This window comes from Streptomyces sp. NPDC055966 (genome assembly GCF_042269865.1).
In the GTDB taxonomy this organism is placed as follows: Bacteria; Actinomycetota; Actinomycetes; order Streptomycetales; family Streptomycetaceae; genus Streptomyces.
On record NZ_JBHJYK010000004.1, the window covers coordinates 261,085 to 280,591 of the forward strand.

A 19,507-nucleotide genomic window follows, 5' to 3' on the forward strand; every position below is an offset into this window, starting at 1 on the left:
AACGGGCCGTGGGACGGCGAGCGTACGGCTCACCGTCCCACGGCCCGTTACAGAGGGGGCGACGGGCTAGTCGTGGTCCTCCCCGTTCCCCTTGTCCTCGTCGGCCTGCTTGGCACGGACCTCGGGGTCCAGGGCGGAACCGTCGTTGTCCACCGAGGTGAGGTGGACCGGTTCGGGGACCTCGGTCGCGGCCGGCGGTTCGACCAGCCAGTCCGGGTTGGCCTGCTTGTCCCACCACTTCCAGGCCGCGAAGGCGCCACCGGCCAGCAGGGCCAGCACGGCCAGCCCCTTGAGGGCACGGGCACCCCGGCAGCGGCGCGCGTTCCTGCGGGCCAGCTTGTGGATGTCCTCGGCCGAGACCTGCCCGCGCAGCGCGGCCAGGGCGGCGGCGCCCCGGGCAGCGGCCTCGTCGTACACCGGGCCGGCCGCGGCCACGGCCTGCTCGATCCTCGGGCGCGAGTACTCGGCGGCCTGCCGGGCGGCCTTGCGGGTGCGGACGGCGGCCTCCTGTGCGGCCAGGTCCACCTTCGGCGGCACATGCGCACGGGCCTGCTCCAGACGCGGGGCGAGCCGGGCGTCGTACTGGACGCGGGCCTGTTCGGCGGCCTGCGACATCACCGGCGCCAGCCGTACGCGTGCCTCCTGGGCGTAGAGCGCGGCACGCTCCTTGGCCGTGTCGGCGTAGGGCGCCACCACTTCCGCGGCGTGCAGCACGCTGTCCTTCGCCGAGCCGGTCGCGGCGCGCACGCTGTCGATGCGGGTCACGGGATCCTCCTCCATCGGTGGCGTACGGTATTTCGACTTTCCACCCTTTTACGGATCATGCCTGCCAACGGCCTGCCCGGCATGCGAGGGCAGGCATATGGGTGCCCACCGCAGGGTCGTGCGAGGATCTGGGGGTCACACGAAGACAACGGAAGGCAGATCGTGGCTGAGCAGCTGTACGCCACCCTGAAGACCAACCGCGGCGACATCGAGGTCCAGCTTTTCCCGAACCACGCCCCCGCGACGGTCCGCAACTTCGTCGAGCTGGCCAAGGGTGAGCGCGAGTGGAAGCACCCCAAGACCGGTGAGAAGAGCACCACGCCGCTCTACGACGGCACGATCTTCCACCGCGTCATCAGCGGTTTCATGATCCAGGGCGGTGACCCGCTGGGCAGCGGCATAGGCGGCCCCGGCTACCAGTTCGCGGACGAGTTCCACCCGGACCTGTCCTTCGACCGGCCGTTCCTGCTGGCCATGGCCAACGCCGGCCCGGGCACCAACGGCTCGCAGTTCTTCATCACCGTCTCCCCGACGGCATGGCTGACTCGCAAGCACACCATCTTCGGTGAGGTCACGGACAAGGCCAGCCAGGCCGTCGTCCAGGCCATCGCGGACGTCAAGACCGGTCGCAACGACCGTCCGGCCGACGACGTCGTCATCGAGTCCGTCGTCATCGAGACGCGCGAAGCCTGATCAAGGCCGTCCCCTCGTGGGGAACCAAACGCCCCGCTCGTCCGTACCAAGGGTGAGCGGGGCGGGGCATTGCCGGGCGCAGGCCTACGACGAGCAAGGGGAACCGATGGACCAGGCCGAAGGCAGCACGCAGGGCGCCGCCCACAGCGTGCCCGTGTGCTACCGGCATCCGGACCGCGAGACCGGCGTGCGCTGCACCCGCTGCGACCGCCCCATCTGCCCCGAGTGCATGATCAGCGCCTCGGTCGGCTTCCAGTGCCCCGAATGCGTGCGCGGCGGCTCCGGCACCGGGCACGCTCCGCAAGCGTCCGCCCCGCGCACGCTCGCCGGCGGCACGATGACGGCCGACCCCCGGCTGCTCACCAAGCTGCTGATCGGCATCAACGTCGCCGTCTTCCTGGCACAGCAGGCCATCGGCGACACGGTCACCGAGCACTTCGAGCTGATCGGCCGGGCCCAGTACTTCCAGTTCGGTCCCATGGAGGGCGTCGCCGAGGGGCAGTACTACCGCCTGCTCACCGCGATGTTCCTGCACTCGCCGACCAACTTCACCCACATCCTGTTCAACATGCTCAGCCTGTGGTGGATCGGCGGCCCCCTCGAAGCGGCCCTGGGCCGGGCCCGCTACATCTCCCTCTACCTGGTCTCGGGCCTGGCCGGCAGCGCGCTCACCTATCTGCTCGCCGCGCCCAACGCGCCCTCGCTGGGCGCCTCCGGGGCGATCTTCGGCCTCTTCGGCGCGACCGGCGTACTGATGCGCCGCCTCAACTACGACCTGCGCCCGCTCGTCGCCCTGCTGGTGATCAACCTCGTCATCACCTTCACCCCGGGCTTCAACATCGCCTGGCAGGCCCACATCGGCGGCTTGGTCGCCGGTGTCGCCGTCGGCTACGCCATGGTCCACGCCCCGCGCGAGAAGCGGACGCTGATCCAGTACGGCGCCTGCGCGGTCGTCCTCGTCGCCGTGGTGGTGCTCACCCTGATCAGGACTGCTCAGCTCACCTGATCCGGACCTGCCGGCGAACCTGATACCGAACCGTTGTCCACAGCGTGTGCCGGATCTTGTGCACCGCGTACGGGCACAGCTGTGCCCCCTGTCGCTCGGATGTGTTTCCGCAGGTCGGACAGGGGGCGAACTGGTGTATGGGAGTCGCCGGGGCAGTCATACCGGCGTCAACGCTCGATGGGTTATCCACAGATCGTCGTTCTTTTCCCCATGTGGACAACGCCTGTGGATAACTCAGTGGACAGCCCTGGGGAGAGCTACGGGAGCGTTACTTCCACTGCGTGGAGACACCGAAGCCGGCGGCGATGAAGCCGAAGCCGACCACGATGTTCCAGTTGCCCAGGGCGTTGATGGGCAGCGAGCCGTCGGTCACGTAGAAGACGACGATCCAGGCCAGGCCGATCACGAACATGGCCAGCATGACCGGGGCTACCCAGCCTCGGCTGCCCAGCTTGATCGCCTGTGCCTGCTTCGCCGGCGGCGGCGTGAAGTCGGCCTTCTTGCGGATACGTGACTTCGGCACGAGGGTCTCTCCTGTCGATGCGCTGCGTGGCCGCGCAGGTAACTGGGTCGGGCGCGTCCGTTAGCGTAGTGCTTCCGTGGCGCCGAAAGAGACAAGGGTACGTTGAGCAATTCTGCCGACTCCCCCGGGACGGGATCAACGGGTTCGGGCACGGGACGCCGACCGCGTCCGGTGCGCGTCCTCACGGCCGCCGTCTTCGCTCTCGCGGGGCTCATCTTCTTCACCAGCTTCGACACGGCCAAGGGCACCGACATCCGCCAGGACGGTTCCCTGCTGAAGCTGTCCGACCTGATCCAGCAGCGCAGCCGCAAGAACAAGGGCCTGGACGAGTCCAACGCGACCCTGCGCGAGAGCGTCGAATCCCTCGCCAAGAGCGACGGCGGCACCAGCAAGGCCCAGGACCGCGAGCTCAGCGGCCTGGAGTCGAGCGCCGGGACCCAGCCGCTCACCGGCCACGGCCTCTCCGTCACCCTCAACGACGCCCCGCCCAACGCCACCGCCAAGCTTCCCGGCTACCCCGCGCCCCAGCCCGACTACCTGGTCATCCACCAGCAGGACCTCCAGGCCGTGGTGAACGCCCTGTGGCAGGGCGGTGCGACCGGCATCAAGGTCATGGACCAGCGGCTGATCTCCACCAGCGCCGTGCGCTGCGTCGGCAACACCCTGATCCTCCAGGGCCGCGTCTACTCACCGCCGTACAAGATCACGGCCGTCGGGGACCCGGGCAGGCTCCAGCAGGCGCTCGCCGCGAGCAAGGCGATCCAGACCTACATGGTGTACGTCAACGTCTACGGCCTCGGCTGGAAAGTCACCGACGACGGGACGGTGACTCTTCCCGGCTACTCGGGCACAGTGGATCTGCACTACGCGAAGCCCGTGCAGTAGCGGTAGCACCAGCACGGGCAGCAGCCGTCCGTCAGCCGCCCGTTCCGGAGGCGCCGGTGCGTGTGATCGTCAGGACCTTCAGCGAACTGTGCATCACCGTGGGCGCCCTGATCGTGCTCTTCGTCGCCTACATCCTGTTCTGGACGGGTGTGCGGGCCGACGGTGCCATGAGCGACCAGATCGACCAGCTGCACCGGCAGTGGTCGAAGGGGAGTGTGCAGCCGGCGGTGCACACCTCGGGTGACGGCACGACGACCACGACGACGGTGACCGTGTCGGACCCGGCGCCGTACCACTACGGAGAGCCGTTCGCGATCATGTACATCCCGCGGTTCGGTTTCACGTGGAACAAGCCCGTGGCGGAGGGCACCGGCCGGGACGTGCTGGCCAAGGGGCTCGCCCACTACCGGGGCACTGCTCGGCTCGGCCAGGAGGGCAACTTCGCGGTGGCCGGCCACCGGCGCACCTACGGCGACCCGTTCCTGGACTTTCCGAAGCTGCGGCCGGGCGACGCGGTGGTGCTCACCGACGGGACGACCTGGTTCACGTATCGGATCGACAAAGGGCCCTACAAAACCGTGCCGACGGACGTCGAGGTGATCGACCCTGTGCCACGTACGTCGGGTTACACGCGTCCGGGCCGGTATCTGACGCTGACCACCTGTGATCCGGAATGGGGGCACAGCCACCGGCTGATCGTCTGGGCGCACCTGGATTCCACGCAGTCCGTGGAGGCGGGCGAACCGGCGGCCCTGCGCCGGTAGTCGCCGTTAGTCTGGTGGCGTTACGGCGTGCGTCAGGTGCCGTAGGGACTCGGAAGGGACGGCAAGGAACGGCATGTACGGCTGGATCTGGCGGCATCTGCCGGGGAACGCGTGGTTGAAGGCGCTCGTCTCGCTCGTACTGGTTCTGGCCGTGATCTACGTCCTCTTCCAGTACGTCTTCCCGTGGGCCGAACCGCTGCTGCCTTTCAACGATGTGACGGTGAACAACCAGTGAGTGCGCGGATTCTCGTCGTCGACAACTACGACAGCTTCGTCTTCAACCTCGTCCAGTACCTGTACCAGCTGGGTGCCGAGTGCGAGGTGCTGCGCAACGACGAGGTGTCGACCTCGCACGCCCAGGACGGTTTCGACGGCGTGCTGCTCTCGCCCGGCCCGGGCACGCCGGAACAGGCCGGGGTGTGCGTCGACATGGTCCGCCACTGCGCGGCCACCGGCGTGCCCGTCTTCGGCGTCTGCCTCGGCATGCAGTCGATGCAGGTGGCCTACGGCGGTGTCGTGGACCGGGCGCCCGAGCTGCTGCACGGCAAGACCTCGCCGGTCGAGCACGGGGGCAAGGGCGTCTTCGCGGGCCTGCCCTCCCCCTTCACGGCGACCCGGTACCACTCGCTGGCCGCCGAGCCGGACACGGTCCCGGCCGAGCTGGAGGTGACCGCCCGCACCCACGACGGCATCATCATGGGCCTGCGCCACCGTGAACTCCCGGTCGAGGGCGTGCAGTTCCATCCCGAGTCGGTGCTCACCGAGCACGGGCACCGGATGCTGGCCAACTGGCTGGTGGAGTGCGGCGACCAGGGTGCCGTGGCGAGGTCGGCGGGGCTCGCCCCGGTGGTGGGCAGGGCCACGGCGTGACCGCCCTGCGCCCGGAGCGCGAGACCGATGCCTCGTACGGGGATCAGTCGTACGAGGCTTCCGGTGCGCTCGGGTCGTGGGATGGGCAGGAGGCGCGGGAGCCCTACGGGGAGCCGTACCGCGACCCCCTCGACGACGAGACGATGGCGCTGCGGGTCCCCGATCCGGCCCTCGATCCGCTGTCGGGCCCGCAGGGCGAGCCTGTACGCGGCTCTGTGGCCTCTTCAGCCCCTGCCGTGTCCGCAGTGGCGACCGGTGGGCGTGCGGCCCGCAGAAAGGCCGCCAAGCGCCGTGGCGGGGGGCGTGGCGGCGGCCGGCACGGGGGTGGCCGGGAGAGCGCGTCCGCCACGGCGCCGCCGGAGGAGCCGGACCGGCCGCTGTCCCGGGTGGAGGCCCGGCGGCAGGCGCGGCTGCGCAAGCCGTCCCCGGGCGTGATCGCGAGCCGGGCGATCGGCGAGGTGTTCATCACCACCGGCGTGCTGATGCTGCTGTTCGTCACCTACCAGCTGTGGTGGACCAACGTCCGCGCGCACGCGCAGGCCGGCAGCGAGGCGCACCAGCTCCAGGACGACTGGGCGAGCGGCAAGCGCAACCCGGGCGTGTTCGCGCCGGGCCAGGGCTTCGCCATCCTGCACATTCCCAAGCTGGACGTGGTGGCGCCGATCGCGGAGGGCGTCAGCAACGCGAAGGTGCTCGACAAGGGCATGGTCGGGCACTACGGCGAGGCGCCGCTGAAGACGGCGATGCCCGACGCCAGGACGGGCAACTTCGGGCTCGCGGCGCACCGCAACACCCATGGCGAACCGTTCCGGTACATCAACCGGCTCGTGGCCGGCGACGCGGTCGTGGTCGAGACGCAGGACACGTACTACGTGTACAAGGTGACGTCGACGCTTCCGGTGACCTCGCCGTCCAACACCAGCGTGCTGGACCCGATCCCGAGGGGCTCCGGTTTCACGCGGCCCGGCCGCTACATCACCCTCACCACCTGCACGCCGGAGTTCACCAGCAAGTACCGGCTGATCGTCTGGGGCAAGATGGTCCAGGAACGCCCGCGCAGCGAGGGCAAGCCGGACGCGCTCATCGAGTAGGGCTCATCGAGCAGGGTTCATCACACAGGGGCAGAGGGAACAGTGGCAGCGACCGCCGACGAGACCGAAGAGCACACGGACGCGTCCGAGCCGGAGCCCGCCGCGCGCCGCCGGCGTCCCGGACGGATCGCGACCGCGGTCAGCGTCTTCGGTGAACTCCTCATCACCGCAGGGCTGTTGCTCGCCCTGTTCGTCGTCTACTCCCTGTGGTGGACGAACGTGATAGCGGACCGCAAAGCGGAGAAACAGGCCGACAAGGTACGTCAGCACTGGGCGCAGTCCCAGGGGGCGAAGGACTCCGGCCCCGGCGCGCTGGACACCAAGGACGGCATCGGCTTCCTGCACGTGCCCGCGATGAAGAACGGCGAGGTGCTGGTCGAGAAGGGCACCGGCACCGACGTCCTCAACGACGGCGTGGCCGGCTACTACACCGACCCGGTCAAGGCCGCGCTGCCCATGACCGGCAAGGACGGCAACCTCACCCTCGCCGCGCACCGGGACGGCCACGGCGCGAAGTTCCACAACATCGACAAGCTGAAGAAGGGCGACCCGATCGTCTTCGAGACCCGGGACGACTGGTACGTCTACAAGGTCTACTCGATCCTCCCCGAGACCTCGAAGTACAACGTCAAGGTCATCTCCCAGATCCCGAAGGAATCCGGCAAGACCAGGCCGGGCCACTACATCACCCTGACGACCTGCACCCCCGTGTACACCTCGGAGTACCGGTACGTGGTGTGGGGCGAACTGGTCCGGGTGCAGAAGGTGGACAGCGAGCGGACGCCGCCGGCGGAGCTGCGGGGCTGAGCGCGACGAAGGCCCCGCTGCTCCTCGGAGAGCTGCGGGGCCTTCGCGGTGAGCGGGGCAGTGCCGGTCAGCCGTTGTTGCCGCCGAAGATGCCGCCGTTGCCGTTGCCGCCACCGACGTCGATGGTGGTCAGCACGATCTGGGTGTTGGTCGGAGCCTGGGTGCCCTGTGCCGGCGACTGGCCGAGGACCCGGGCGTTGTCATCGTTGGCGCCGTTGACCTGGATGTTCGTGAAGCCGCTCTGCTGGAGGATCTTCGTCGCGTCCGACAGCTTCTGACCCGTGACGTTCGGGACCTGGCCCTGCGTCGGCTGGCCGCCCTGGAACTTGCCGACGTTGATCACGACGCCGGTGTTCTTGACGACCTGTGTGCCCGCCGCCGGGTTGGTCGAGAGGACCTTGCCGTCCTGGGTCTGGTCGGTGGTCGGGCTGTCGTTGCAACTCGGTGCCAGGCCCAGCTGGGTCAGCTCGGACTTCGCGTCGTCACAGGACTTGCCGACCAGGTCGCCCGGGATGGTCACCTTCTCCTCCGGCTTGGCGACGGTGAGGGTGATCGTGGAGCCCTTCTCCTTCTCCGTGCCGCCGTCGGGGTTCTGCGCGGTGACGACACCCGCGGGCTGGGAGGACACCACGTCCTTCCGGTCGACCTCGAAGCCCTTGTCCTTCAGCTGGGACTCGGCCTGGTCGAACTGGATGCCACGGACGTCCGGAACCTGGACCTTCGGCGCCCCCGTCGACACCACCAGTGTGATCGTGTCGCCCTTCTTCACCTGGGTGCCCGCCGTCGGGTCCTGGGAGCAGACCGAGTTCTTCGGCTGGTTGTCGCAGGGCTTGCGGGTGGGCGGGCCCAGTTTCAGGTCGGAGTTGACCGCCATCTTCTGGGCGTCGGCGTAGGTGGAGCCGACGAAGTTCGGGGCGTCGAAGGTGTCGGCGGACTTCCCGCTGAACGCCCACTTGCCGATCAGGATCGCGCCGATCAGGACGAGCACGCCCGCGACGACCAGGAGGACCGTGGAGGTGTGGGACTTCCTCGGCTGCTGGCGCCGCCGGCCCGGGGAGTCGTCGTAGCCGTAGCCGCCGTCGTCCGGGTTCATCGGCGGGAGCATGGTCGTCGCCCCCGCGGGCCCGCCGGCGTCCGGGCGCAGGGCCGTGGTCGCCTGGTCGTCGCCGTAGCCGCCGTAGCCCACCGCGCCCAGTGCGGCCGTCGCCCCGACCGGCTGGCCGTCCAGGCACGCCTCGATGTCGACGCGCATCTCGTCGGCCGACTGGTAGCGGTAGTTCGGGTCCTTGACCAGCGCCTTCAGGACGATCGCGTCCATCTCGGGCGTGATCTCGGGGTCGAAGACCGACGGCGACTGCGGCTCCTCGCGCACATGCTGGTAGGCCACGGCCACCGGGGAGTCGCCGACGAACGGCGGCCGTACCGTCAGCAGCTCGTAGAGGAGACAGCCGGTCGAATAGAGGTCCGAGCGGGCGTCGACCTGCTCGCCCTTCGCCTGCTCCGGCGAGAGGTACTGGGCCGTGCCGATGACCGCCGCCGTCTGCGTCATCGTCATTCCGGAGTCGCCCATGGCGCGGGCGATGCCGAAGTCCATCACCTTGACCTGGCCGTTGCGCGTCAGCATGACGTTCGCCGGCTTGATGTCACGGTGCACGATGCCGTTGCGGTGGGCGTACTCCAGGCCCTGGAGGATGCCGACGGTCATCTCCATCGCCCGCTCCGGCAGGAGCTTGCGGCCGGAGTGAAGAAGCTCACGGAGCGTGGAGCCGTCGACGTACTCCATCACGATGTACGGGATCGAGACCCCGTCGATGTAGTCCTCGCCCGTGTCGTAGACCGCGACGATCGCGGGATGGTTGAGCGAGGCGGCCGACTGGGCCTCCCGGCGGAACCGGGCCTGGAAGGAAGGGTCGCGTGCCAGGTCGGCGCGCAAGGTCTTCACTGCCACGGTGCGGCCGAGGCGGGTGTCATGCGCGAGGTAGACCTCCGCCATGCCACCACGACCGAGCACCTGGCCCAGTTCGTACCGGCCGCCGAGGCGACGCGGCTCTTCCATAGCTACCTACCAGCCCTCTCCGTCGGTCCCGGCCGCGCACGTCCGTGCGCCGCCGGAGGCTGCCGTCCGGGCCTACCGTACCCGGCTCGCTTTGTGTGACCTGGCCAAGCCCGGAACCCGATACAGGACCGGTATCGCAACGTGCAACGTTGTGAAGAAGACGTGATGGGGGTCACTTCTTCGACTGGATGACCGCCTGCATGACGTTCTTGGCGATCGGCGCGGCCAGACCGCCGCCGGAGATGTCGTCGCGGTTGGCGCTGTTGTCCTCGATGACCACGGCCACCGCCACCGGCGAGCTGCCGTCGGGCATCTTGGCGAAGGAGATGAACCACGCGTACGGGTTGGCGCTGTTCGCCACACCGTGCTGTGCGGTACCGGTCTTGCCGCCGACCGTGATGCCGTTGATCTTCGCGTTCGTACCGGTGCCCTGCTCGACCACCGTCTTCATCATGTCCTGGAGAATCTGCGCGTTCTTCGAGGACAGCGGCTGGCTCAGCTCCTGCGGCTGGGTCTGCGACAGCGTGTCCAGGTTGGACGACTGGAGCTTGTCCACCATGTACGGCTTCATCAGCTTGCCGTCGTTGGCGACCGCCGAGGCGACCATCGCCATCTGCAGCGGGGTCGCGGCGGTGTTGAACTGGCCGATGGAGGACAGCGCCGTCTGCGACGAGTTCATCTTGTCGGAGAACACCGAGGGGTAGGCGCGGACCGGCGTGTCCTGCGGGGAGTCGAAGCCGAACTTCTTCGCCTCCTCCAGCATCTTGGCGTTGCCGAGGTCGGCACCGATCTTGCCGAAGACCGAGTTGCACGAGTACTGCAGGGCGGCCCGCAGCGTGGCGTTCTTGCAGGGGATGTTGCCCTCGTTCTTCAGCGGCGTCGTCGTGCCCGGCATGATCCACGGCAGCGGCGAGTTCGTCGCGGTGTCGGGCGAGGTGTACAGCCCGTTCTCCAGCGCGGCCGCCGCCGTGACCACCTTGAAGGTGGAGCCCGGCGGGTACGTCTCGCGCAGCGCCCGGTTCAGCATCGGGTCGGCCGGGTCGTTGCTCTTCTGGAGCTTGGTCCAGTTCTTGGAGTCGACGTCCGTGCTGTTGCCCGCGAAGGACGACGGGTCGTACGACGGGTAGGAGGCCAGCGCCAGGATCTTGCCGGTGGACGGCTCCAGCGCGACGACCGCGCCCTTGCCGCCCTGCGCCTTCAGACCGTCGAACGCGGCCTTCTGCGCGGCCTGGTTCAGCGTGGTGACGACGTTGCCGCCCTGCTTCTGCTTGCCCGTGATCATGTCCAGGGTGTTGCGGAAGAAGAGCCGGTCGTCGGTGCCGCTGAGGATGCCGTCGTCGATGCTCTCCAGCTGGGTGCTGCCGAAGGCCTGCGAGGAGTAGCCGGTGACCGGGGCCCACATGGGCCCGTCCTTGTAGGTCCGCTTGTACTTGAAGTCGCCGTGCTTGGCCTCGGCGGAGCCCGTTATGGGGTTGCCGTCGACGACGATGTCGCCGCGCGGGGAGGCGTACCGCTCGATGGCGACACGGCGGTTGTTCGTGTTGGTGCGCAGGGAGTCGGCCTGGACGTACTGGAGCCAGTTGTCGCGGAGCAGCAGGGCCATCACGAGGATGCCGCAGAAGATCGCGATCCGGCGCAGGGGCTTGTTCATGACGGGCGGACCACCTGGGTCATCTCGGCGTCGGGGTTGGCGGCGGGGGCGGGCGCCGGGCGGCGCGCGGTGTCGCTGATCCGGATCAGGATGCCGATCAGCGCCCAGTTCGCGATCACGGAGGAACCGCCGTAGGCGAGGAACGGCATCGTCATACCGGTCAGCGGGATGAGACCCATCACACCGCCGGCCACGACGAAGACCTGGAGCGCGAAGCCGCCGGACAGGCCGACGGCCAGCAGCTTGCCGAACGGGTCGCGGGCGGCCAGGGCGGTACGGATGCCGCGCTCGGCGATCAGGCCGTAGACCAGCAGGATCGCCATGATGCCCGCGAGCCCCAGCTCCTCGCCGAAGGTGGCGAGGATGAAGTCCGAGTTGGCGGCGAACCGGATCAGCTCCGAGTGGCCCTGGCCCCAGCCGGTGCCCAGGGTGCCGCCCGAGCCGAACGCCCACAGCGCCTGCTGCAGCTGGTCGGAGTGGACACCGGTGACGCCCGGGGTGCGGCTGAGCACGTACTCGTGCATCGGGTCCAGCCAGGCCTGCACACGCACCTTGATGTGCGGCTCGAAGCTCGCCACGCCGACGGCGCCGACCGCCGACATCAGCAGACCGAAGACGATCCAGCTGGTCCGCTCGGTGGCGACGTACAGCATGATCACGAACATGCCGAAGAACAGCAGCGACGTACCGAGGTCGGTCTCGAAGACCAGGATGAGGATCGAGATCGCCCAGACGACGAGGATCGGCCCGAGGTCACGGCCGCGCGGCAGGTACATCCCCATGAAACGGCGGCTCGCCAGCGCCAGCGCGTCCCGCTTCACCATCAGATAGCCGGCGAAGAACACCGCCAGCACGAGCTTGGCGAACTCACCGGGCTGGATGGTGAAACTGCCGACCGAGATCCAGATCTTGGCGCCGTAGACGTCCGCGCCCAGACCCGGCACCAGCGGCAGCAGCAGCAGGATCAGCGCGCCCACCATGGAGATGTAGGTGTAGCGCTGCAGCGCCCGGTGGTCCTTGAGGAAGATCAGCACCACGACGAACAGCGCGATGCCCATCGCCGTGTACAGCAGCTGGTTGGTGGCCTTGCCGCCCGCGACATGGATCTGCTGGAGCAGCTTGGACTGGTCCAGCCGCCAGATGCACACCAGGCCGAGCCCGTTGAGCAGGGTGGCCAGCGGCAGCAGCAGCGGGTCGGCGTACGGCGCGAACTTCCGTACGACGAGATGGGCGACACCGGCCAGCAGACCGAGCCCGAGACCGTAGGCCAGCAGCCCGGCGGGCACCTTGCCGTCGATGGCCAGACCCACGTTGGCGTAGGCGAACACCGGGATGACCACGGCGAAGACCAGCAGGGCCAGCTCGGTGTTGCGGCGGCTCGGCGCGCCGATCGCGCCGATCGTGGACGTGTGATGCGTCGGCGGGTTAGTCGTACTGCTCATCGTGTGACAGGGCCTCTCGCGGCGGGGTTACTGCTTGCCGCACTGATCGACGACCTTCTGCTCATCCTCGGAGAGGCTCGGGCCGGGGTTGGGAGTGGCGGACGCGGTCGGCGGCTTCGAAGGGTTCTTCGAAGCCGACGTCGAACCGGATGGGTGCGGCGTCGGTGTCGCCTTGGACGCGAGGGAGGTACGGGTGGTTCCCGTGGTGCCCCCGGCCTGGCCCTGGCCCGTCCTCGCGTTCTTCTGCGACTCCGCGGCCGTGCGCTCCGCCTGCTTCCTGCACGCGGAGGCCTGCACCGACAGCGCCTCGATCTTCGTCTCGGCCTGCTGGAGACCGCCCGCCGCGATCGTGTTCTTGACCTGCTTCTGCTGGTACGGCGGCAGGTACTTGAGTTCGATCTCGGGGTGGTCCTTCTCCACCTTCGACAGCGACACCCAGGCCAGATCCTGGCTGATGCCGCGGTACAGCGCCACGTGCTCGTCCTTGGTGCCGACGTAGTACTGCGTCTGCGTCCAGCGGTAGCCGCCGTAGAGGCCGCCGCCGATCACGGCGAGCGCGAGGGCGCCGTACAGCGTTCCCTTCAGCCAGCCGCGCCGGCGCGGCTTGGTGAAGTCGCCGTCGGCGTAGTCGGCGAAGCCGCCCGACGGGACGTACCCGTCGGGGTCGCCGGAGCCGGGCGGGCCGAACTCGCCGCCGCCGTGCCCCTGGCGGCCCAGGTGCGAGGCGCGGCCGGCCGGGGTCTGCATGATGCCGTTGTCGTGCAGATGGTGCTGGTTCTCGGCGACCGCGCCGACCACGACCGGCTGGTCGGACAGCTGCCCGGCGAGGGTGTCGCCGGTGTCCAGGTCCAGCACGTCCGCGATGATGACCGTGATGTTGTCGGGGCCGCCGCCGCGCAGCGCGAGCTGGATCAGCTCCTGCACGGTCTCCTGCGGGCCCTGGTAGCTGGCGAGGGTCTCCTCCATCGTCTGGTGGGAGACGACGCCGGAGAGCCCGTCGGAACAGATCAGGTAGCGGTCGCCGGCCCGGACCTCGCGGATCGACAGGTCGGGCTCGACGTGCTCGGCGCTGCCGAGGGCGCGCATCAGCAGCGAGCGCTGCGGATGCGTGGTCGCCTCCTCCTCGGTGATCCGGCCCTCGTCCACGAGCCGCTGCACCCAGGTGTGGTCCTGCGTGATCTGGGTCAGCACCCCGTCGCGCAGCAGATAGGCGCGGGAGTCGCCGACGTGCACCAGGCCGAGCCGCTGCCCGGTCCACAGCAGCGCGGTCAGCGTCGTCCCCATGCCCTCCAGCTGGGGGTCCTCCTCGACCATGGCGCGCAGCTGGTCGTTGGCGCGCTGCACGGCGACGCCGAGCGAGGTGAGGATGTCGGAGCCGGGCACGTCGTCGTCGAGCGAGACCAGGGTGGAGATGACCTCCGAGGAGGCGACCTCACCGGCGGCCTGGCCGCCCATGCCGTCGGCGATCGCGAGCAGCCGGGGCCCCGCGTAACCGGAGTCCTCGTTGCCCTCCCGGATCATGCCCTTGTGCGATCCGGCGGCAAAGCGCAGTGACAGACTCATGCCCACCTCGCCCGTCGGTTCCGGGTACAGCCGGTCGTGTCGAGCCACACTGCCCACCCTCCGGTCGGGAGCGCGCCGGCGGCCGGGTGGCGGCCTGCCGCTGCGTGCTCGCTCCGCTCGCGCTCACTCATGACGTAGCACTACTTCCGCAGCTCGATGACGGTCTTGCCGATGCGGATCGGCGCGCCCAGCGGGATCGGTGTGGGGGTCGTCAGCCGGGACCGGTCCAGATAGGTGCCGTTGGTGGAGCCGAGGTCCTCGACGATCCACTGGCCGTCGCGGTCCGGGTAGATCCTGGCATGACGGCTGGAGGCGTAGTCGTCGTCCAGCACGATCGTGGAGTCGTGCGCCCGGCCCAGAGTGATCGTCTGGCCCTGCAGCGCGACCGTGGTGCCGGTCAGTGTGCCTTCCGTCACGACCAGCTTGGTGGGGGCGCCGCGCCCGCGCCTGCCGCCGCTCTGCTGGCCGCGCTGCGGCGGGGGCGGCGCGGCCTGCTGCCGGGGCGCCTGCTGCTGGCGCCCGGCCTCCCTACGCGATCCGCGCTGGGTGACGCGCGTACCGAACAGGTCGCTGCGGATGACCTGCACGGCCACGATCACGAACAGCCACAGTACGGCCAGGAAACCCAGCCGCATGACCGTGAGGGTCAGCTCTGACATTGCCCCCGCTTCACCCTTCGGCTTGCCTATAGATAACGGTGGTGCTGCCCACGACGATCCGCGAGCCGTCGCGGAGCGTAGCGCGGGTGGTGTGCTGCCCGTCCACCACGATGCCGTTGGTGGAGCCGAGATCCTGGATCGTCGAGGGCGTTCCGGTCCGGATCTCGCAGTGCCGGCGCGAGACGCCGGGATCGTCGATCCGCACGTCGGCGTCGGTGCTGCGACCCAGCACCAGCGTCGGGCGGGAGATCTGGTGGCGGGTGCCGTTGATCTCGATCCAGTAGCGGGTGCGCCCGCCGCTCGCGGGAGCGGCCGCCGGCCGCTGTCCGGCGGGCTGCGGGTAGCCGTAACCGCCGGGGCGGGCACCGCCGGGCGGCGGCGACGACGGCATCGGGGGCGCACCGGCCGGCATGGCCGGCTGCCCTCCGTGGCCACCGGCGCCCGGTGCCGCCTGCGGGGCCTGCGGGGCCGCCTGGCTGCTGGAGGAGGCGAGAGTGCGGCTGCGCACCCGGTACAGACCGGTGTCGAGGTCCTCGGCCTTCTCCAGATTGACCTTGATCGGTCCCATGAAGGTGTAGCGCTGCTGCTTGGCGTAGTCGCGCACCATCCCGGCCAGCTCGTCGCCGAGCTGCCCGGAGTACGGGCTGAGCCGCTCGTAGTCCGGCGCGCTCAGCTCCACGATGAAGTCGTTCGGTACGACGGTCCGGTCGCGGTTCCAGATCGTGGCGTTGTTGTCGCACTCACGCTGGAGCGCGCCCGCGATCTCCACGGGCTGGACCTCGGACTTGAAGACCTTGGCGAAGGTGCCGTTCACCAGGCCTTCGAGACGCTGCTCGAACTTCTTCAGGACTCCCATGGGGCACCTCCTCCGTCCCTGCCGTTTCCCTTGCCGTGCTCTGTACTACTGCGCTCTGCTCACTGATCGTATCTACGCGCCCGGCGATCAGCCGGTTCCTGCCATGGATCGTAGAGGCGCGCGCAGACCAGTGTCCCGCACCCGGCTGTGGACCCGGCCCGCCTCCTGGGCAGACGGCGGGTACCGGTACGAGGTTGATACGTGAACCGGGTCTCGCTGATACGTGCGACGACGCGCGGGGCGCAAGGGGTCCGCACGGGGCGCGGGCGGCGCGCGTACGAGGCGTGGACGGGACGCCGGCGCGGGCAGGAACCGGTGGTCAGGGGCGTGGGCCGGGGCCGCGGAAAGGGATGTGAACCCACCCCGTACGACGTGCTAATGTTCTGGATGTCGGAAGGGGCCGGCCCGAAAGGGAAGGAACCGGAAGACACACCCAATGCGCGGGTGGCGGAATAGGCAGACGCGCTGGATTCAGGTTCCAGTGCCCGCAAGGGCGTGGGGGTTCAACTCCCCCCTCGCGCACACAGAGGCTACGGGCCCATCGTGAAAACGATGGGCCCGTAGTCGTATGTACGGCCGTTGTACGGCTGCCTGATTTTGTGTGCGTCGTGTGAGGAAGCTCTCTTCTCGCAGTGCTCCACGGCGCGCGTCCCACGGCGCGGTTGCCCACAGGGAGTTATCCACAGGGTCTGACGCGTGACGGCCACCGGCTGTACGGTCTGCACGAGTTGATGTTCGTGCGGAGGATCGTTCGGCGCCCGCTGCTCGCTCTGCGGTCCGGGTCGCGATGTTCGGCGTTCGGTGTTCGGGGGAGGCGGTCGCGTTGACCGGTGTGGAAGTGATGGCGGACGCGGGCACGGAGACGGACGGTCACGCGGGTGTGAGCGCGGAGGCGGGGACGGACGGTCACGCGGTGGCGGAGACGGGCGGGCACGTGGTGGCGCGGGGGAGCCGTCGGCTGCCCCGGGTGCGCGGCTTCGCCGCATGGCCACGGCAGGGCTCGCCCAAGGACGAGGGCAAGGCACTGCGGACGAGCGTGCCGCGGGACGCACACCGCATCCTCGACCCGGACCCCGCCCGCCCCGACGCGGTCACCGCGGTCGTCGAGTCCAACGCCGGCCGCATCCCGGAGCTGACCCCGCTCCGCGTCGGACGCATGGCCGCCACTCCGTTCGCCTTCCTGCGCGGCTCGGCCGGACTGATGGCCCACGACCTCGCCCGCACACCGATGACCCGGATCGGCACCCAGATATGCGGCGACGCGCACGCGGCCAACTTCGGCCTGTACGGCGACCCCCGCGGCGACCTCGTCATCGACCTCAACGACTTCGACGAGACCGTGCACGGCCCCTGGGAGTGGGACCTGAAACGGCTCGCCGCCTCCCTCGTGCTCGCCGGACGCGAAGCCGGCGCCGACGAGGACACCTGCCGCTCCGCGGCACGCGACACGGTCGGCGCCTACCGGCGCACCATGCGCCTCCTCGCCAAACTGCCGGTGCTGGACGCCTGGAACGCCATCGCCGACGAGGAGTTGGTCTCCCACACCGACGCCCACGATCTGCTCGGCACCCTCCAGCGCGTCTCGCACAAGGCACGGGCCAACACCAGCGGCCGGTTCGCCGCCAAGTCGACCCAGGTGGCCGAGGACGGCGGACGCCGCTTCATCGACGCCGCTCCGGTACTGCGCCGGATCCCCGACGCCGAGGCCGCCGCGGTCGCCGCCTCCCTGGAGCACTACGTCCACACCCTCAGCGAGGACCGGCACCCGCTGCTCGCCCGGCACGCCGTGCACGACGTGGCCTTCCGGGTCGTCGGCACCGGCAGCGTCGGCACCCGGTCCTACGTCGTCCTGCTCCTCGACCACCGCGAACAGCCACTGGTGCTCCAGGTGAAGGAGGCCCGCCCGTCCGCTCTGGTCCCGCACCTGGCCACCGCCGGCTTCGAGACCCCGCCGGCGGAGCACGAGGGGCGCCGGGTGGTCCTCGGCCAGAAACACATGCAGGTGGTCAGCGACATCCTGCTCGGCTGGACGACCGTCGACGGCCGCCCCTTCCAGGTCCGCCAGTTCCGCAACCGCAAGGGCAGCGTCGACCCCGCCGCCCTCGCCCCCGACCAGATCGACGACTACGGCCGCATGACCGGCGCCCTCCTGGCCCGCGCCCACTCCCACAGCGCCGACCCGCGGCTGATCGCCGGCTACTGCGGCAAGAACACGGAACTGGACGAGGCGATCGCCGCGTTCGCCGTCGCCTACGCCGACCGCACCGAGGCGGACCACGCGGCACTGGTGACAGCGGTCCGCGCGGGGCGGATCGCGGCCGAGTCGGGGGTGTGAACAGAGACGGTGTGACCGCGCCCCAACGGACGCCAGGCTGTACGGATGTGCGGTGGCGGTCGTTGTGGGGCGTGGGGCTGTGCGGATGTGCGGTGGCCGCCGTCGGGGGGCATGCGGTTGTGTCGACATGCGGCAGCACCCCGCAAGGGGCGTGCGTCCGTGCCGGCGTGCGGCTGCGCCGCCCGGGCGTGGGATCCCCCACGAACCCGCAGCAGGCGCACGATCCTCAGCCCTACGGCGGGATGCCGCATCCTCACCACCTACTCTGGTCGGATGACGACCCCGGAAGCCGAAGAGGCGCCCCGGCCCGAGGAACGGCTTGAGCGGGCCGTACGGGCCGCCGAGCAGGCGTTGATCGAGTACGAGATCGCCGTGGAGACCTTCCGCGTCGAGGTCGAGAACTTCTCCCGGCTGCACGAGCAGCGCCTCGGCCCCCTCTACGCCCGCATCGAGGAGCTGGACGCCGAGATCGCCGAGGCCAAGGCGGCCCGCACCGGCGACCCGGAGGACATCCGCCGCGCCGAGGAGGCCCGCGCCCGCGTCCTGCCGATCCCCGGCGTGGAGGAACTGCTGCACGGCTGGATGGACGGCCACGGCCTGTTCCCTGAGGCCACCGCCATGCTCACCGACCAGGCCGTACGCCCCCCGGAGCGGGTGCGGCCCAGCGAGGAGGCCCGCAAGCTCTACCGCGAGCTGGCCCGCAAGGCCCATCCCGACCTCGCCCAGGAGGAAGAGGAGCAGAAGCGGCGTGAGGAATTCCTCACCCGCGTCAACGCCGCCTACGCCCGCGGCGACGAGGCGCTGCTGCGGGAACTGGCCGAGGAGTGGGCGGCCGGCCCCGTGCCGTCCGAACGCCTGCCGAGCGCCGCCGAGGAGCTGTACGCCCGCCTCGACTGGCTCTCCCGGCGCAAGGAGCTGCTCACCCACGTCGCCCGTGAACTGGAGGAGAGCGCGATCGCCGGCATGCTGCGGCTGGCCCCGGACGACCCCGACGCCCTGCTTGAGGAGATCGCCGGCCGGCTGCGCGCGGACATCGCCCAACGGGAGAGCGAACTGGCCGCCCTGCTGGGCCAGGCCTGAGCCGCCACCGGACCCGGTCGTAGCCGCGCAGGTGCCTCGGTTGGCACCGGGGAGCTTCGGGTAGCGTCGGGTACATGAGTTTCGGAGCTGGTGTGCCCACGGTCGAGGTCGCGGACCTCAAGGACGGCGACTTCCTGCTGGACGTCCGCGAGGACGACGAGTGGCAGGCGGGCCACGCCGAGGGGGCGCTGCACATCCCCATGAGCGACTTCGTGGCCCGCTACGGCGAGCTGACCGAGGCCGCCCCGCAGGACGGCCGCGTCCACGTCATCTGCCGCTCCGGCGGCCGCTCGGCCCAGGTCACCATGTACCTGGTCCAGCAGGGCATCGACGCGGTCAACGTCGACGGCGGCATGCAGATCTGGCAGGCCGCAGGCCGCCCGGTGCTCACGGACGAGGGCAAGCCCGGCCAGGTCCTGTAGCTTTCCCCGCCGTCTCTGCCCGGGCTTCATCTCTGCCGG

19 protein-coding genes and 1 tRNA gene are annotated in these 19,507 nt (G+C 69.8%); 12 read left to right on the forward strand and 8 right to left on the reverse strand.

Going from position 1 to position 19,507, the window contains the following annotated elements; genetic code table 11:
• Positions 1-66 precede the first annotated feature (66 nt).
• The gene (locus tag ACFC8N_RS10950; protein ID WP_356025915.1) at positions 67-765 is read right to left on the reverse strand and encodes a DUF5324 family protein; all 699 of its coding nucleotides are present in this window, start codon (positions 763-765) and stop codon (positions 67-69) included.
• 162 nt (positions 766-927) lie between these two features.
• Here ACFC8N_RS10950 and ACFC8N_RS10955 point away from each other — a divergent pair, with 162 nt between their 5' ends.
• Complete coding sequence (locus ACFC8N_RS10955; protein ID WP_356025917.1) at positions 928-1,458, forward strand: peptidylprolyl isomerase; 531 nt, start codon at positions 928-930, stop codon at positions 1,456-1,458.
• Positions 1,459-1,564: 106 nt separating this feature from the next.
• Positions 1,565-2,464 (forward strand): rhomboid family intramembrane serine protease, encoded by a 900-nt coding sequence (locus tag ACFC8N_RS10960; RefSeq protein ID WP_376287934.1) that lies wholly within the window; start codon positions 1,565-1,567, stop codon positions 2,462-2,464.
• Between the two features lie 268 nt (positions 2,465-2,732).
• On the opposite strand, the gene crgA is transcribed toward ACFC8N_RS10960, so the two are convergent.
• Positions 2,733-2,987 (reverse strand): cell division protein CrgA, encoded by a 255-nt coding sequence (gene crgA / locus ACFC8N_RS10965; RefSeq protein WP_356025923.1) that lies wholly within the window; start codon positions 2,985-2,987, stop codon positions 2,733-2,735.
• Positions 2,988-3,089: 102 nt separating this feature from the next.
• Here crgA and ACFC8N_RS10970 point away from each other — a divergent pair, with 102 nt between their 5' ends.
• From ACFC8N_RS10970 to ACFC8N_RS10995, 6 genes are all read left to right on the forward strand, one after another.
• Positions 3,090-3,872 carry a DUF881 domain-containing protein gene (locus ACFC8N_RS10970; RefSeq protein WP_356025927.1) on the forward strand — a complete coding sequence of 261 codons (783 nt, stop codon included), beginning with the start codon at positions 3,090-3,092 and terminating at the stop codon, positions 3,870-3,872.
• A 56-nt stretch (positions 3,873-3,928) separates the two neighbouring features.
• Positions 3,929-4,636, forward strand: a complete 708-nt coding sequence (locus ACFC8N_RS10975) for a class E sortase (RefSeq protein WP_376287935.1) — start codon at positions 3,929-3,931, stop codon at positions 4,634-4,636.
• Between the two features lie 73 nt (positions 4,637-4,709).
• Positions 4,710-4,871, forward strand: coding sequence for a hypothetical protein (locus ACFC8N_RS10980; protein ID WP_356025931.1), 162 nt, complete (start codon positions 4,710-4,712; stop codon positions 4,869-4,871).
• A complete protein-coding gene (locus tag ACFC8N_RS10985) occupies positions 4,868-5,506 on the forward strand; it encodes an aminodeoxychorismate/anthranilate synthase component II (protein ID WP_356025933.1) in 639 nt (212 codons plus the stop codon). Before ACFC8N_RS10980 ends, ACFC8N_RS10985 begins: the two co-directional genes overlap by 4 nt.
• Complete coding sequence (locus ACFC8N_RS10990; protein ID WP_376287936.1) at positions 5,503-6,597, forward strand: class E sortase; 1,095 nt, start codon at positions 5,503-5,505, stop codon at positions 6,595-6,597. Before ACFC8N_RS10985 ends, ACFC8N_RS10990 begins: the two co-directional genes overlap by 4 nt.
• Positions 6,598-6,639: 42 nt before the next feature.
• On the forward strand, positions 6,640-7,404 hold the full coding sequence (locus tag ACFC8N_RS10995) for a class E sortase (protein ID WP_356025937.1): 765 nt from the start codon (positions 6,640-6,642) through the stop codon (positions 7,402-7,404).
• A 67-nt stretch (positions 7,405-7,471) separates the two neighbouring features.
• Here the strand turns inward: ACFC8N_RS10995 and pknB are convergent, their stop codons facing one another.
• The 6 genes from pknB to ACFC8N_RS11025 all read right to left on the reverse strand — a co-directional run bounded on the left by pknB (position 7,472) and on the right by ACFC8N_RS11025 (position 15,631).
• Positions 7,472-9,460: a Stk1 family PASTA domain-containing Ser/Thr kinase gene (gene pknB / locus ACFC8N_RS11000; RefSeq protein WP_356025939.1), complete on the reverse strand. Its 1,989-nt coding sequence runs from the start codon at positions 9,458-9,460 to the stop codon at positions 7,472-7,474.
• Between the two features lie 172 nt (positions 9,461-9,632).
• Positions 9,633-11,111: a peptidoglycan D,D-transpeptidase FtsI family protein gene (locus ACFC8N_RS11005; RefSeq protein WP_376287937.1), complete on the reverse strand. Its 1,479-nt coding sequence runs from the start codon at positions 11,109-11,111 to the stop codon at positions 9,633-9,635.
• On the reverse strand, positions 11,108-12,553 hold the full coding sequence (locus ACFC8N_RS11010) for an FtsW/RodA/SpoVE family cell cycle protein (RefSeq protein WP_356025944.1): 1,446 nt from the start codon (positions 12,551-12,553) through the stop codon (positions 11,108-11,110). The genes ACFC8N_RS11005 and ACFC8N_RS11010 overlap by 4 nt, the downstream gene beginning before the upstream one ends.
• A 27-nt stretch (positions 12,554-12,580) precedes the next feature.
• A complete protein-coding gene (locus tag ACFC8N_RS11015) occupies positions 12,581-14,116 on the reverse strand; it encodes a Stp1/IreP family PP2C-type Ser/Thr phosphatase (protein ID WP_356026187.1) in 1,536 nt (511 codons plus the stop codon).
• Positions 14,117-14,256: 140 nt separating this feature from the next.
• Positions 14,257-14,775, reverse strand: coding sequence for an FHA domain-containing protein (locus ACFC8N_RS11020; protein ID WP_356025946.1), 519 nt, complete (start codon positions 14,773-14,775; stop codon positions 14,257-14,259).
• A gap of 10 nt (positions 14,776-14,785) precedes the next feature.
• Entirely contained in the window at positions 14,786-15,631 is an 846-nt protein-coding gene (locus tag ACFC8N_RS11025; RefSeq protein ID WP_356025949.1) for a DUF3662 and FHA domain-containing protein, read from the reverse strand.
• Positions 15,632-16,069: 438 nt separating this feature from the next.
• Between ACFC8N_RS11025 and ACFC8N_RS11030 the strand changes: the two genes are divergently transcribed.
• The 4 genes from ACFC8N_RS11030 to ACFC8N_RS11045 all read left to right on the forward strand — a co-directional run bounded on the left by ACFC8N_RS11030 (position 16,070) and on the right by ACFC8N_RS11045 (position 19,468).
• A tRNA-Leu gene (locus ACFC8N_RS11030) sits at positions 16,070-16,153 on the forward strand.
• Positions 16,154-16,472: 319 nt separating this feature from the next.
• A complete protein-coding gene (locus ACFC8N_RS11035; protein WP_376288037.1) occupies positions 16,473-17,966 on the forward strand; it encodes a DUF2252 domain-containing protein in 1,494 nt (497 codons plus the stop codon).
• A 273-nt stretch (positions 17,967-18,239) separates the two neighbouring features.
• Positions 18,240-19,046 (forward strand): hypothetical protein, encoded by an 807-nt coding sequence (locus tag ACFC8N_RS11040; protein ID WP_376287938.1) that lies wholly within the window; start codon positions 18,240-18,242, stop codon positions 19,044-19,046.
• 92 nt (positions 19,047-19,138) lie between these two features.
• On the forward strand, positions 19,139-19,468 hold the full coding sequence (locus ACFC8N_RS11045; RefSeq protein ID WP_071380514.1) for a rhodanese-like domain-containing protein: 330 nt from the start codon (positions 19,139-19,141) through the stop codon (positions 19,466-19,468).
• The last annotated feature ends 39 nt before the right edge of the window (positions 19,469-19,507 follow it).

Excerpts from the sequence above, each read along its gene's own strand:
- ACFC8N_RS10960 (WP_376287934.1), top strand. The coding sequence starts at position 1,565 with ATGGACCAGGCCGAAGGCAGCACGCAGGGCGCCGCCCACAGCGTGCCC.
- ACFC8N_RS11005 (WP_376287937.1), bottom strand. The coding sequence starts at position 11,111 with ATGAACAAGCCCCTGCGCCGGATCGCGATCTTCTGCGGCATCCTCGTG.
- ACFC8N_RS11020 (WP_356025946.1), bottom strand. The coding sequence starts at position 14,775 with ATGTCAGAGCTGACCCTCACGGTCATGCGGCTGGGTTTCCTGGCCGTA.
- ACFC8N_RS10980 (WP_356025931.1), top strand. The coding sequence starts at position 4,710 with ATGTACGGCTGGATCTGGCGGCATCTGCCGGGGAACGCGTGGTTGAAG.
- ACFC8N_RS11015 (WP_356026187.1), bottom strand. The coding sequence starts at position 14,116 with ATGAGTCTGTCACTGCGCTTTGCCGCCGGATCGCACAAGGGCATGATC.
- pknB (WP_356025939.1), bottom strand. The coding sequence starts at position 9,460 with ATGGAAGAGCCGCGTCGCCTCGGCGGCCGGTACGAACTGGGCCAGGTG.
- ACFC8N_RS11035 (WP_376288037.1), top strand. The coding sequence starts at position 16,473 with ATGGCGGACGCGGGCACGGAGACGGACGGTCACGCGGGTGTGAGCGCG.
- ACFC8N_RS11010 (WP_356025944.1), bottom strand. The coding sequence starts at position 12,553 with ATGAGCAGTACGACTAACCCGCCGACGCATCACACGTCCACGATCGGC.
- ACFC8N_RS11040 (WP_376287938.1), top strand. The coding sequence starts at position 18,240 with ATGACGACCCCGGAAGCCGAAGAGGCGCCCCGGCCCGAGGAACGGCTT.
- ACFC8N_RS11025 (WP_356025949.1), bottom strand. The coding sequence starts at position 15,631 with ATGGGAGTCCTGAAGAAGTTCGAGCAGCGTCTCGAAGGCCTGGTGAAC.